This window comes from Flavobacterium covae (assembly GCF_001534645.1).
Lineage (GTDB): Bacteria > Bacteroidota > Bacteroidia > Flavobacteriales > Flavobacteriaceae > Flavobacterium > Flavobacterium covae.
Genome location: NZ_CP013992.1, coordinates 486,332 through 499,222, shown reverse-complemented (window position 1 = coordinate 499,222; position 12,891 = coordinate 486,332). Strand labels below are relative to the sequence as shown.

Genomic DNA, 12,891 nt, shown 5'->3' with positions numbered 1-12,891 from the left:
AAATTTTAGAAAACTAATGTATTTTAGCATCATCAAATTTTAATTATGCTTTTTCTATACAACACAGTTATACATTTTGTACAATTTTTCCTAAATATCATAGCTTTAGTTAACCCTAAAATTAAGTTATTTGTTAAAGGTCGGAAAGATGTATTTAACACTTTAGCTTCAAAAATTAATCCAACAGATAAAACAATCTGGTTTCACGCGGCATCTTTAGGAGAATACGAACAAGGTTTACCTGTCATAGAAAAGGTTAAAGAAAATTTTCCTTCGTATAAAATAGTATTAACATTCTTTTCTCCTTCGGGATATGAGGTTAAGAAAAACAATACAATTGCAGATATTACAATCTATTTACCTTTAGACACTAAAGCCAATGCTAATCTTTTTTTAGAATTAGTACATCCTGAAAAGGTATTTTTTATTAAATATGAGTATTGGCCTAATTATTTAAATGAATTAGGAAAAAGAAAAATTGACACTTACTTAATTTCTGGTATTTTTAGAAAAAAACAGTTATTTTTTAAATGGTACGGAGGATTTTACAGAAATGCTTTAAAAAACTTTAATTATTTTTTTGTTCAGAATGATTCTTCTAAAGAATTACTACAAACTATAGGATTTCAAAACACTATTGTTTCTGGAGATACTCGTTTTGATCGGGTAGTCACTATTTTAGGAAGAAATAATACGTTAGATTTTATAAAACAATTCAAAGATAACAAAACGACTATTGTCATAGGTAGTTCTTGGCCAAAGGATGAAGAATTGTTAATCCCATATATTAATCAATCCTCGGACGATGTAAAATTTATTATCGCACCCCATAATATTAAAGGTGAGCAAATATTAAAAACTAAGTCTCAAATTAATAAGTCCGTGATATTGTATTCTGAAATAAACAATAAAGATCTAGCTCAATTTAATGTATTTATTATAGACACTATTGGTATTTTGACTAAAATATATTCTTATGCTGACATAGCTTACGTAGGAGGTGGTTTTGGCAATCCTGGCGTACATAACATTTTAGAACCAGCTACTTTTGGCGTTCCTGTAATAATTGGTCCTAACTACTCGCATTTTACAGAAGCTACTGCTTTAGTATATCAAAAAGGATGTATTTCCATTTCGGATCAAACAGAGCTAATTCAAGCTTTTAATTTATTAATTCAAAATGAAGATGAAAGGCACGAAAAAGGACATATCTGTCAAACTTTTGTTCAAATGAATACTGGAGCAACTCAAACCATTATAAATACGATTTTTAAATGATACATTTCAAACTTATAGAACAAGATCAAATTGACTTAGCGGTTCAGATGATGCAGGATTTTTACGCAATTGATAATTATCCTATTAATCCAAAAACTTCTTCTGCTTTGTTTCATGAGTTTATTTCTAATAGCAACTTAGGACGATGCTGGTTTATATACCATGAAAATAAAATAGTAGGATATATTATTCTTACTTTTATTTTTAGTTTTGAATATCAAGGTACTTTGGCTTTTATAGATGAATTATACCTTATTGAATCTTCAAGAGGAAAAGGTATTGGAAAAAAAGCTTTGGATTTTATTAAAGAACAAGCATTCGTTTTTAATATAAAAATGATTTATTTAGAAGTTGAAGAACATAATAATAATGCTCAAAAACTATACATTTCTAATGATTTTGTCATTCATAAAAGAAAAATAATGAAATACAAAACAAAATAGTAAGATCCTAATAAATAAAAACCTTATTGAACAAAATCTTATAGGCTCATTTTTTCTTTAAACAAGCTAGATTGCCTTCTTGATATTTCTATTTTTTGATCATCCTTTAGATCTACCAATAAATTACCGCTAAACCATAGATCAATATTTTTTATATAGTTTATATTAATTATTTGATTACGATTAGCTCTAAAAAAATCTTCTGGAAGTTTTTTCTCAATCTGATTTAGTGACTTATTTAATACTGCTTTTTGATCATTAAAAAAAACTTTAGTATAGTTCCCCTCTACTTCAAAAAGATAAATATCTGCAACTTTTAAGAGCCAACATTTTTCGCCATCTTTGATAAAAATTTGATTAGATCCTTCTACTTTTTGTCTATTTTTTACAGCTTTGTTTTCTAACTTTTGTTTAACCTTATCAATTGCTTTTAAAAACCGATTAGGACTTACGGGCTTCATTAAATAATCTAAAGCATTATATTCAAATGATTTTAAAGCATATTCGTCAAACGCTGTTGTAAAAACAGTTATTGGAACATCATCTAACATTTCTAACAATTCAAAACCATCTTTTTCTGGCATATTTATATCTAAAAAAAGTAAATCAGGATTCAAAGAATTAATTAATTCATAGGCTTTATCTACGTTTTCCGCTTCTCCTAGAACTTCTATCTCAGGAAAATTTTTAATCAACTCTTTTAATTCATTTCGAGCCAATCGAGAATCTTCAACTATAACAGCTTTAATTTTTATCATTTTATATATTAAAAGGAATTACAACTTTAGCTTTTACCATTTTATTTTCTTCTATAATTTCAAAAGTGGCTCTGTTAGCGTACAGAAGAAAAAGTCTTTCCCTTATATTTTTCAATCCTATCTGAGTAGAAGCGCTCCTCTTTTTTAAAAATCCTGTATTCTCAACAATTAAATGTAGTTCGTTTTTTTTAATTTTTGAAATCAATTTTACAACACCTCCTTCTTTTATATTTGACACACCGTGTTTTACTGCATTCTCAACTAACATTTGTACTATCATAGGTGGAATAGAAAAATACAATGTATCAGAATTTATTTCTGTAATATATTCTAACCTATCTTCTAATTGTATTTTAGAAAGAGCTATATAATTACTAACCATTTCTAGTTCTTCTTCTAATATAATTTTATTCGTATCGCTTTTGGTTAAAGAATAACGCAACATTTCAGATAACCTAGTTAGCATTTCTCTAGATTTTGAAGGATTTTCAAGAATTAATCCACGTATATTATTTAAGCTATTAAACATAAAATGTGGATTTATCTGCCCTTTAAGCGTATTTAAAGTTATTTCTCTTAAGTTAGTTTCTAGTTCTAATTGTTTAATTTTAATTTCTTTTAAATATTTAAAAATTTTATACGCCATCACAATAAAAAACCACACTAAAAAGGATACTGCAAATACAGGTATATTTGCCAATTTCATAAGAAAAGTTAAGGGATTTTCTCTATCTAAAAAATACTTTAATGGCACACTTAAAACAGGCCATAATAAAAGATGATATAATATTTGAGATAAAGCAAAAACAAGGACAATTCCCCAAAGAGATCTTTTTGAAATCTTACCAATTTGAACTTTATAATCTACATAAGCAAGAATAATATTAGATAGCAAAAAACCTAGTAATCCACATAAAAACCCTTCTGTAATAAAGTAATACATTTTGCTCCATTCTAACGTATTCCATTTCTCAACTTGAGAAAGTCCGTAGGATAATTTTTCAAAAGTTAAAATAGATAACAAATAAATTTGCCACCCGATAAAGTTTAAAATGTGATATCTCCAATTTGTTATTAATCTCATTTAAAATAAAATTGCAATAATTAAATCTACTAATTTAGTTATCAAATGTAATATAAACTGTATCATATTCTTATTTTTAATCTTTAGTATAACCTTACTTAAACTAAGGATGATTTCATTAATATATATTTTTTTATAATGTATAAGTCTGCTATAGTACAAAACTTACTGAATTAAAAACCTAGTGATTATAAAGTATTTCCCTATAAATTTCAAACTATTATCCCAAAAACATTAAAACTATTATAATAGAATATTTTATGTTTTAAAAAAATCTATTCATACTTTACAGACTTACTTATTTATGACATTTTTTTATCACTATCAAAGAATATTCTGTTTTCACATCCTTTAACGTTTCAATTCCCTAAAAAAATTCTCCAAAAAACAGGAAAACAGAAAATTTTAAAGATTTTCTCAAATTTATTTTTTCATATAGATCTATTTAAAATTAATAATGATTTCATTCGCTTTTTGATTGATGATTTCTATTCGTTTTTTGATTGATTTTGATATTTATGAATCTTAGATTTCATTTAGTTATTTAAAAACCTAAAAATAATGCAATAATTTTCAATGATTATCAAAAAATGATGAGCGGTAAAATAAAATGATAAATGGTTTTTCTTAATCAAAACTAAAAAAAACCTTATAATTCTCTAAAAATTGTAACTTGCACGTGTTATAAATACATATTATGAAATTTTTACGACTACTTCTTATTTTAGTGGTTTCTCCCTTTTTTGCTCAACAAGGCGGAATGTGGATTCCTTCTTTGCTAAAAGGAATGAACGAAACCGAAATGAAAAATCTTGGAATTAAAATATCCGCAGACGATATTTATTCAGTAAACAAATCCAGCATTAAAGATGCCGTTCCTCACTTTGATGGAGGCTGTACTGCCGAAGTAATTTCTTCAAAAGGATTAATCTTAACTAATCATCACTGTGGATATGACAACATTCAAAGTCACTCAACAGTTGAACATGATTATTTAACTAATGGTTTTTGGGCTTATAAAATGGAAGAAGAACTTCCGAATAAAAATTTATTTGTAACCTTTATCATTCGCATTGAAGATGTAACCTCTAAAGTTTTAGAAGGTACTACTTCTATTTCATCTGAATTAGAAAAACAAAAGAAAATTCAGGAAAACATTACCATTTTATCAAAAACGCTACCTAAAGAATCTTGGCAAGAAAATCAAATCAAAACTTTTTATGACGGCAATCAATATCTTTTGTTTGTAACCGAAACATTTCGTGATGTACGCCTAGTAGGAGCACCACCAAGTTCTATCGGAAAATTTGGTTCAGATACAGACAACTGGGTATGGCCTCGTCATACAGGAGATTTTTCACTATTCCGCATTTATGCAGATAAAAATAATCATCCTACTGAATATTCAAAAGACAATGTTCCTTACAAACCAAAACATTTCTTCCCTATATCTATAAAAGGAGTACAAGAAAATGATTTTACCATGGTTATGGGATACCCTGGTCGTACACAAGAATATTTACCCAGCTATGCTGTAGAACAAATCATAAATGATTTAAACCCAGCACGTATCGAGCTTCGTGATGTTACCCTAAAAACCCAAAACACCTTCATGCGTAAAGATCCCGCAATTAAAATACAATATGCAGCAAAAAACGCCTCTATTGCTAACGCTTGGAAAAAATGGATGGGAGAAATAAAAGGATTAAAAAAAGCAAATGCAATTGAAGCTAAACAAAAATTTGAGACCGAGTTAACTGAAAAAATTAACAAAGCAGGTAAACAAAGAGAATATGGTAATCTTTTAAATGAATTTAAAACAAATTATAAAAATATCCGCGAATACGCCATTGCTCGTGACTACTTTTCCGAAGTAATAATGCGTAATTGTGAAATATTAAATTTTGGTTATCGTTTATATCAATTAGAGCAAATTTTAAACACAAAAGGCGAACAAGTTTTTACTGAAAGAAAAAACAATTTAATCACTAATTTTGAGGGTACTTACAAAAACTTCAATGTATCTGTAGATGAAAAAGTCTTCGAACAGTTAATTCATCTTTACGCTACAAAATCTCCTAAACAATTTTTACCCAATTCTTTAAACAATATCAATGCTTCTCAATTAACTACTGATGTTTTTCAAAATTCAAAACTAACCTCTTTTTCCGGTTTAAAAGAACTATTAAGCGGCGATACTAAATCTATTATTGAAAAAATAAATCAAGACAAAGGATATATCTTAGCAAAGTCAATCATAGAAGCCTATGATAAAAATGTAGCTCCTAAGTATAATGAAATCAATCTAAAAAATATTGCATTACAACGTACTTATATGAAAGCCATATTAGAATTAAGCCCAAAATCTGCCCGCATATTTCCAGATGCTAACAGCACCCTTCGGGTTACCTACGGAAAAGTAAAAGGCTACAAACCATCTGATGCGGTAATCTATTCCCCTTTCACCACGTTAGACGGTGTTGTAGAAAAATATATTCCTGGAGATTATGAATTTGATGTACCAAAAAAATTAATTGACTTATACAACTCGAAAGATTTTGGTCAATATGCTGATAAAAACGGTAAAATGCCTGTCGCATTTATTGCTACCAATCATACTACAGGAGGCAATTCAGGCTCCCCTGCATTAGATGCTAATGGTAACTTAATTGGATGTAATTTTGATCGTGTTTGGGAAGGCACCATGAGTGACATCTTCTATAGCCCTGAAATCTGTAGAAACATTATGGTAGACGCTCGCTATATTTTATTTATAATTGATAAGTTTGCAGGAGCACAAAACCTAATCCAAGAAATCAAAATCATACAATCAGGAGGAAGCTCTAAAAATAAATAAAAAATATTCATTATAAGGGCTTTTTTTATAGTAAAAAGCCCTTTAAAAATGGGGAAATATTATATAAAAAAACATCTCATTGGCAAAGATTTTTTTTTTGAAAAAAAAGTTTAGAAAAAAGTTTTACATAATAAAAAATTTATATCTTTGCGACACGAATTAATAATTAACCTTTTATAATTAAGTAAGATGAAAAAAGTTGTTTTAACTATGGCTTTAGTTGCTATGATGAGTGTTTCTTGTAAAGATCAAGCTGCTGCTACTGAAGAAACTGCTGTAGAAGCTGTTGATACTGCTGCTGTAGAAGCTGTTGATACTGCTGCTGCTGCTGTTGACACTGCTGCTGCTGCTGCTGTTGACACTGCTGCTGCTGTTAAAGAAGAAGTAAAAAAATAATTAGATAAAATCTAATATTTTTCAAAAAGCCCCGTTTTTCGGGGCTTTTGACTTTTATAAACACTACTAAATCTTTTTTTAAAAAAAACTTATTTTTACCAAAAAGCAAAATCCTCACAATCAAAACAAGAAAACACTACACAAACTCCAATTCAGGAAACACAAATTCATTAGCCGCAAAATCCAATACCTCAGCAACAACGGCAGAACGCATCATCTCATCTATTCCACGCTGCATCAACAATTGAGTAGTATATTTACGACTTGTAGCAATCTCTCTTTTCTCAACAATCAAACGAAAATAAAACTTCCCACTTGACGTTTTAAAACGCATTATAGTAGCTCCTTCCAAAGCCAACTTCAACTTTTCTATATCCTCTTCACACTCAAAACGCAACTCATAACTATCACTAGTCATAATCGTCTTACCTTTCCTAGACACAAATTCAAATTTATAATAACCATCCAAACGTTTACTAATCACAAAAGTCGCCATACACACCTAAAAAAAACTTCACCCCTAAAAACAAAAGAACACCTCAAAGACTATCCATCCTCAAGACTAAAACTTTTTCCTTAGAAATTTTACCTATATTAACCCTAAAAACATTAAACTAAACAACAAGCTCGCTAAAGCATTTTTAAACCCTAAAAACAGCCAACACAAGCCTTCCTAACCCAAAGCCCGAAGACAGAACCAAAAACCCATAAAAAAGTATTTTAAAAAACTCTCTAAGACCATAAGATCTTAAAAACCCAACTCACCCAAAACTATATAAAACAAAAAAGCCCTGATTTCTCAGAGCTTTTTTTGTTGGTCTACAAGGATTCGAACCTTGAATGACTGAACCAAAATCAGTAGTGTTACCGTTACACCATAGACCATCAGAACCGCAATACTTCCGTTTTGCGAGTGCAAATATAGAAGTTTTTTTTTATTATTTCCAAATTTTCAAACAAAAAAAACACCAACAAAAAATAATCAACTAACAATCAAGCATTTAAAAACCCAGAAATACCACATTAAAGCAAATACACATACTCAAAAAAACTTAATCTAAAAAAAGAACACCATTAACACGCATACTCAAAGATCTCCAGAAAGCCATATTTTTTTTCATCATTCAGATTGTTTACTCTTCACACAATCTCAACTAAAGAAGAAAATCACGAAACACTACAAAACGATTACCAAGCTATTTCAACACCAAAAACTACTTAAACAAAAGTTTTTAGAAGTCAACCTAAAAGAACAAGAAAAACAGATTTCTTCTCATTCAGATTATCTTTTTTTTACATAACCCTCAGATTTTGCCCTTGATTAAGCTTTATCCTCAATCCTCATTTTGAATTACCCCGTCGATTCGAGGTTATTTAACAAAAAAAGCCCTGATTTCTCAGAGCTTTCTTGTTGGTCTACAAGGATTCGAACCTTGAATGACTGAACCAAAATCAGTAGTGTTACCGTTACACCATAGACCATTAAACCTGCAAGACTTTTGTTTTGCGAGTGCAAATATACAAACCTTTTTTAGTTCTCCAAAAGTTTTAATGAAAAAATAAAAAAAAAAAATTTAACCTTTTCTTTAAACAAAAAACAGTTTCTTTGTGTTAGAATTCAAAACACTTAACTATTAATATGTCATTCAATTTCAAAAAATGGAATACCCTACTAGGTTGGGTTACTTTTTTTATTGCTCTGGTTGTTTATTCACTAACCGTAGAACCTACTATGAGTTTTTGGGACTGTGGCGAATATATTTCCACATCTGCTAAATTAGAAGTAGGTCATCCTCCTGGCGCACCTTTGTATCAAATGATCGGAGCTTTCTTTTCTATGTTTGCAATTAACAAAGAAAATATTGCTTTGATGGTAAACATGATGTCAGTCGTATCCAGTGCTTTTACCATTTTATTTTTATTCTGGTCTTCTACAATTTTATTAAGAAAGCTAATTGGATCAGAAAAAGAATTAAATAGATACAACAGTACAGCTATTTTAGGCAGTGCTTTTGTAGGGTCATTAGCCTTTACTTTTTCAGATAGCTTTTGGTTTAATGCAGTAGAAGCAGAAGTATATGCAATGGCTACTTTTTTAATTGCTATTTTATTTTGGCTCGGACTTCGCTGGGAAGCCGACATGAATGCCCCCAAAGGAAATCGCTGGCTTCTCTTAATAGCGTTAGTTGTAGGATTATCATTTGGAGTGCATTTTATGGCGTTATTAACAATTCCTTCTATTGGATTTTTATATTATTTTAAACATTATGAAAAAGTAACACTAAAAGGCTTTATTGCTGCCAATATTATTGTTATTTCAGTCCTATTATTCATATTCAAACTCCTTTTACCTTGGACCATGGCTTTTTTTGGAAGCACTGAAGTTTTCATTGTAAACGATATAGGATTGCCTTTCAACTCAGGAACCATACTAGCCACTATACTTCTTGTTGCTTTTTTCTATTTTGGTTTAAAATACACTCAACAAAAAGGAAAAGTGTTCTTAAACACTATTTTATTAAGTATTCTGTTTATTTTCATAGGATTTTCAACCTGGTTAATGTTACCTATAAGAGCCAATGCAGACACTCCTATCAATGAAAATAAACCATCTGATGCACGTGAACTTTTAGCATATTATAATCGTGAACAGTATGGAGAACAAAAATTATTCTATGGCCCTCAATTTTCAGAAACCTACGCAGGATTAGATGAGGACAATCCTTATTTAGATGAAAAACCAAACTATGAACGCGATTACAAAACGGGTAAATATAATATTGTAAACAACTATAAAAACGCCATTCAAAATACGGATGACAATCATAAGGCTCTTTTACCACGTATGTGGAGTAGCGAACACAATGTGAATTACATGAAATTCACATCGCCTCTTGAATTTTCTGTCAAAGAAGAATACAATCAAGAGCAAGAGTTATTACAAATCGTATCTGAATTCAGAAATGCTTTTAAAGCTGGAAAATTAGATTTAGAAGATTATGATAAATTCTTAAAATCCTATGGAGAATACCTGAATATAGAAAAACCAAGCACTTTAGACAACCTTCGATTCATGGTTGAATATCAGTTTGGGTATATGTATTGGAGATATTTAATGTGGAACTTTGTAGGTCGTCAAAACGACGAACAAGGCAACTATGACCTTAAAGACGGTAACTGGCTAAGCGGCATATCATTCCTAGATAGCGCACGTCTTACCAAACAAGAAAACCTTCCAGCAGATTGGAAAAATAACAAAGGACGAAATGTATATTATTTTATTCCGTTTATTTTAGGATTAATGGGATTCTTTTTTCACTCAAAAAAAGACCTAAAATCCTTTTATGTTTTACTTTCTCTTTTCTTATTTACAGGTTTAGCACTTAAAATATACTTAAACGAACGACCTTTTGAAGTACGCGAACGCGATTATGCTTTAGTTGGTTCTTTTTATGTATTTGCCCTTTGGATTGCTTTAGGAGTTTACGCTCTTTACGAATCAGCTCAAAAATACCTTCAACCTAAAATAGCATTACCTCTCACGCTATTAGCTTCTTTATTAGCCGCACCTGTTTTGATGGCATCTGAAAACTGGGATGATCATGATCGTTCAGGTAAATATACTGCTGTTACAGATGCTAAAGCGTACTTAGATTCTTGCGACAAAAATGCTATCTTATTTACTATTGGCGATAATGACACATTTCCTTTATGGTATATACAAGAAATAGAAGGTTATAGAACAGATGTACGCATCGTAAACACCAGTTTATTAATGACCGATTGGTACATTGATTCAATGCGTAAAAAAGCGTATGAATCAGACCCTATTCCTCTGTCTTTTGAACACAAAGATTATGTAGATGGCAAACGTGATTATCTAATCTATGAGGAAAGAACAAAAGAAAGAATTAGCATAGATGAGTTTATGGAATTTGCGCATAGTGATGACCCTAGAACATTAATTGAATTACGAAATGGTCAAAAAGTTCAGTTCTATCCAACTAACAAAATCAGAATTCCTGTTGATAAAAAATCAGTCATTTCCAATAAAATCATCAATCCAAAACAAAATGATTCTATTGTACCTTATATAGACATAGACATCAAGGGAAGTGCTTTATATAAAAATCGTTTAATGATGTTGGATATTGTCAGAAAAAACAACTGGAAACGTCCTATTTATTTTTCTACAGGAGCATTTGGCGATGATGATTATATCTGGATGAAAGAATACCTTCAATTAGATGGTATGATTTACAAACTAGTTCCAATCAAAACACCTCTTCCAAAAGAGGCATATAACTTTGATATGGGACAAATAGACACCGATAAAATGTACTCCATTTTTACCAAGTTACAATGGGGCAATGGTGATAGTTCATCTATCTATCATGATCCTCAAACACGTAAAAACTGCATATCTTACCGTACCCACATGGCACGTCTTATGACTAACCTAATAAACGAAGGCAAAACAGCTAAAGCAGAAAAAATAATCGACCTTGTTTTATCTAAAACACCTATAGAATATTATGGTTTTTACAGTCTTATAGATCCTTTTGCAGAAGGTTATTACAAATTAGGTAAAAAAGAAAAGGCACGTGAGATAATAAAGAAAATAACTTCAAAATATCAAGATGAGCTACGCTATTATAGCGAATTACCTCAAAGTGATCAACGTCAATTTTTTGCTAGTGACATTTACACTGATTTAATGCGCTACAAAGGTTTATTAGAAATAGCAAAAACGTATAAAGACAAAGAATTTCACGATCAAGAAAAAGATGCTTTCAACAATTTAAACAAGCGTTTCCCTTTTTTTGAAGTAGAAATAGAATAAGATCTTAGGTTTTCAAAACTACCTAAATTTCATCAAAAAAAGCAAAGAGGCTGTCCTAAAAAAATTTTAGAACAGCCTCTTTAATTTCTAAAATATTTAGATACCTACTAGTATATTTTTTTGCATATCTAATTCTCAATAAATAAGTTTTTCTTTAACTCTCTTATTCTTATATTGTGAATAATAAATAAAACCGTTTTTTAAACAAACAAAAATTACTCATTAACATATATCCTACTAAAAAATTCAAGTATGTTTTATTGGATCAAAACAAATAAGTTCATCAAATGGTTATTTTGTAATCATGTTTGGTCTATTCCTAATACATCCAAAACAATTTACTTAACTTTTGATGATGGTCCTATTCCTGAAATTACAGAATGGGTTTTAGACATATTAAAAGAAAACCAGATAAAAGCTACCTTTTTTTGTGTTGGAAAAAATATCGTAAAGCATCCTGAAATTTTCAAAAGGATTCTAATAGAAGGACATTCTATAGGAAACCACACCTATAATCATGTAAATGGTTGGGAAAAATCTACAACAGAATATATAAATAATGTAATAGCTTGTGAGAAGATAATTCAGGAAAATATTAAGATTCTAGATCATGGTCTTAAAAAATCAGAAATTAAAAATCAGAAATCTATTTTTTTTAGACCTCCCTATGGCAAAATAACATTTAATCAGTCTAAAATTTTAAGAAAAAGAGGTTATAAGATCATCATGTGGGATGTATTAAGTGCTGATTTTGATAGTTCTATAAGCCCTGAGCAGTGTATAAAAAATGCCACCCAAAAAGTAGAATCAGGCAGCATTATTGTTTTTCATGATAGTCAAAAAGCTTATCATCTCTTAAAAAATTCTCTCCCAAAAGCCTTAGCTTTTTATAAAGAAAAAGGGTTTACTTTTGATATTATAAAAATTTAAAACTGCTCTTTTACAAGATTAATGATAGTATTAGCGTCTAATTCTCCAGACTGACGCCATTTCATCTGTCCCTCTTTATAGATCATTAAAGTAGGCAATCCTTTGATACGAAGAGCTTCTGCTAATTCTTGATTTTTATCCACATCAATCTTTATTACTTTAGCTTTATCTCCTAGTGCCGCCGCTACATCTTTTATAACAGGGTGCATTAACTGAGAAGCTTCATTCCAATCAGTATAAAAATCAATTAAAACAGGAACATGGGTACCTATTAACTCTCCAAATTTTGACATATACGTACT

10 protein-coding genes and 2 tRNA genes are annotated in these 12,891 nt (G+C 29.9%); 6 read left to right on the top strand and 6 right to left on the bottom strand.

Going from position 1 to position 12,891, the window contains the following annotated elements; genetic code table 11:
* Positions 1 to 45: 45 nt before the first annotated feature.
* Positions 46 to 1,278 (top strand): 3-deoxy-D-manno-octulosonic acid transferase, encoded by a 1,233-nt coding sequence (locus AWN65_RS02090; protein ID WP_060381653.1) that lies wholly within the window; start codon positions 46 to 48, stop codon positions 1,276 to 1,278.
* Positions 1,275 to 1,721 carry a GNAT family N-acetyltransferase gene (locus tag AWN65_RS02085; protein WP_060381652.1) on the top strand — a complete coding sequence of 149 codons (447 nt, stop codon included), beginning with the start codon at positions 1,275 to 1,277 and terminating at the stop codon, positions 1,719 to 1,721. Before AWN65_RS02090 ends, AWN65_RS02085 begins: the two co-directional genes overlap by 4 nt.
* 38 nt (positions 1,722 to 1,759) lie before the next feature.
* Here the strand turns inward: AWN65_RS02085 and AWN65_RS02080 are convergent, their stop codons facing one another.
* Entirely contained in the window at positions 1,760 to 2,479 is a 720-nt protein-coding gene (locus tag AWN65_RS02080) for a LytR/AlgR family response regulator transcription factor (RefSeq protein WP_060381651.1), read from the bottom strand.
* 1 nt (position 2,480) lies between these two features.
* Complete coding sequence (locus AWN65_RS02075; RefSeq protein ID WP_060381650.1) at positions 2,481 to 3,563, bottom strand: sensor histidine kinase; 1,083 nt, start codon at positions 3,561 to 3,563, stop codon at positions 2,481 to 2,483.
* Between the two features lie 697 nt (positions 3,564 to 4,260).
* On the opposite strand from AWN65_RS02075, the gene AWN65_RS02070 reads away from it, so the two are divergent.
* Together AWN65_RS02070 and AWN65_RS02065 are read left to right on the top strand one after the other, a co-directional pair.
* Positions 4,261 to 6,420: a S46 family peptidase gene (locus AWN65_RS02070; RefSeq protein WP_060381649.1), complete on the top strand. Its 2,160-nt coding sequence runs from the start codon at positions 4,261 to 4,263 to the stop codon at positions 6,418 to 6,420.
* A gap of 189 nt (positions 6,421 to 6,609) precedes the next feature.
* Positions 6,610 to 6,816, top strand: a complete 207-nt coding sequence (locus AWN65_RS02065) for a hypothetical protein (protein ID WP_060381648.1) — start codon at positions 6,610 to 6,612, stop codon at positions 6,814 to 6,816.
* Positions 6,817 to 6,952: 136 nt separating this feature from the next.
* Here the strand turns inward: AWN65_RS02065 and AWN65_RS02060 are convergent, their stop codons facing one another.
* The 3 genes from AWN65_RS02060 to AWN65_RS02050 form a co-directional block, all read right to left on the bottom strand.
* A complete protein-coding gene (locus AWN65_RS02060) occupies positions 6,953 to 7,312 on the bottom strand; it encodes a YegP family protein (RefSeq protein ID WP_060381647.1) in 360 nt (119 codons plus the stop codon).
* A gap of 318 nt (positions 7,313 to 7,630) precedes the next feature.
* Positions 7,631 to 7,701: transfer RNA gene (locus AWN65_RS02055), tRNA-Gln, on the bottom strand.
* 526 nt (positions 7,702 to 8,227) lie between these two features.
* Positions 8,228 to 8,298 (bottom strand) — tRNA-Gln (locus AWN65_RS02050).
* Positions 8,299 to 8,455: 157 nt separating this feature from the next.
* On the opposite strand from AWN65_RS02050, the gene AWN65_RS02045 reads away from it, so the two are divergent.
* Complete coding sequence (locus AWN65_RS02045) at positions 8,456 to 11,659, top strand: glycosyltransferase family 117 protein (protein WP_145902536.1); 3,204 nt, start codon at positions 8,456 to 8,458, stop codon at positions 11,657 to 11,659.
* Positions 11,660 to 11,911: 252 nt separating this feature from the next.
* Positions 11,912 to 12,589 carry a polysaccharide deacetylase family protein gene (locus AWN65_RS02040; protein WP_060381645.1) on the top strand — a complete coding sequence of 226 codons (678 nt, stop codon included), beginning with the start codon at positions 11,912 to 11,914 and terminating at the stop codon, positions 12,587 to 12,589.
* Here AWN65_RS02040 and AWN65_RS02035 read toward each other — a convergent pair.
* Entirely contained in the window at positions 12,586 to 12,882 is a 297-nt protein-coding gene (locus AWN65_RS02035; RefSeq protein WP_060381644.1) for a thioredoxin family protein, read from the bottom strand. The two genes, AWN65_RS02040 and AWN65_RS02035, sit on opposite strands and share 4 nt — an antisense overlap.
* Positions 12,883 to 12,891 lie beyond the last annotated feature (9 nt).

Coding starts and splice junctions, on each gene's coding strand:
- AWN65_RS02040 (WP_060381645.1), top strand. CDS start 11,912: ATGTTTTATTGGATCAAAACAAATAAGTTCATCAAATGGTTATTTTGT.
- AWN65_RS02090 (WP_060381653.1), top strand. CDS start 46: ATGCTTTTTCTATACAACACAGTTATACATTTTGTACAATTTTTCCTA.
- AWN65_RS02080 (WP_060381651.1), bottom strand. CDS start 2,479: ATGATAAAAATTAAAGCTGTTATAGTTGAAGATTCTCGATTGGCTCGA.
- AWN65_RS02085 (WP_060381652.1), top strand. CDS start 1,275: ATGATACATTTCAAACTTATAGAACAAGATCAAATTGACTTAGCGGTT.
- AWN65_RS02075 (WP_060381650.1), bottom strand. CDS start 3,563: ATGAGATTAATAACAAATTGGAGATATCACATTTTAAACTTTATCGGG.
- AWN65_RS02035 (WP_060381644.1), bottom strand. CDS start 12,882: ATGTCAAAATTTGGAGAGTTAATAGGTACCCATGTTCCTGTTTTAATT.
- AWN65_RS02045 (WP_145902536.1), top strand. CDS start 8,456: ATGTCATTCAATTTCAAAAAATGGAATACCCTACTAGGTTGGGTTACT.
- AWN65_RS02065 (WP_060381648.1), top strand. CDS start 6,610: ATGAAAAAAGTTGTTTTAACTATGGCTTTAGTTGCTATGATGAGTGTT.
- AWN65_RS02060 (WP_060381647.1), bottom strand. CDS start 7,312: ATGGCGACTTTTGTGATTAGTAAACGTTTGGATGGTTATTATAAATTT.
- AWN65_RS02070 (WP_060381649.1), top strand. CDS start 4,261: ATGAAATTTTTACGACTACTTCTTATTTTAGTGGTTTCTCCCTTTTTT.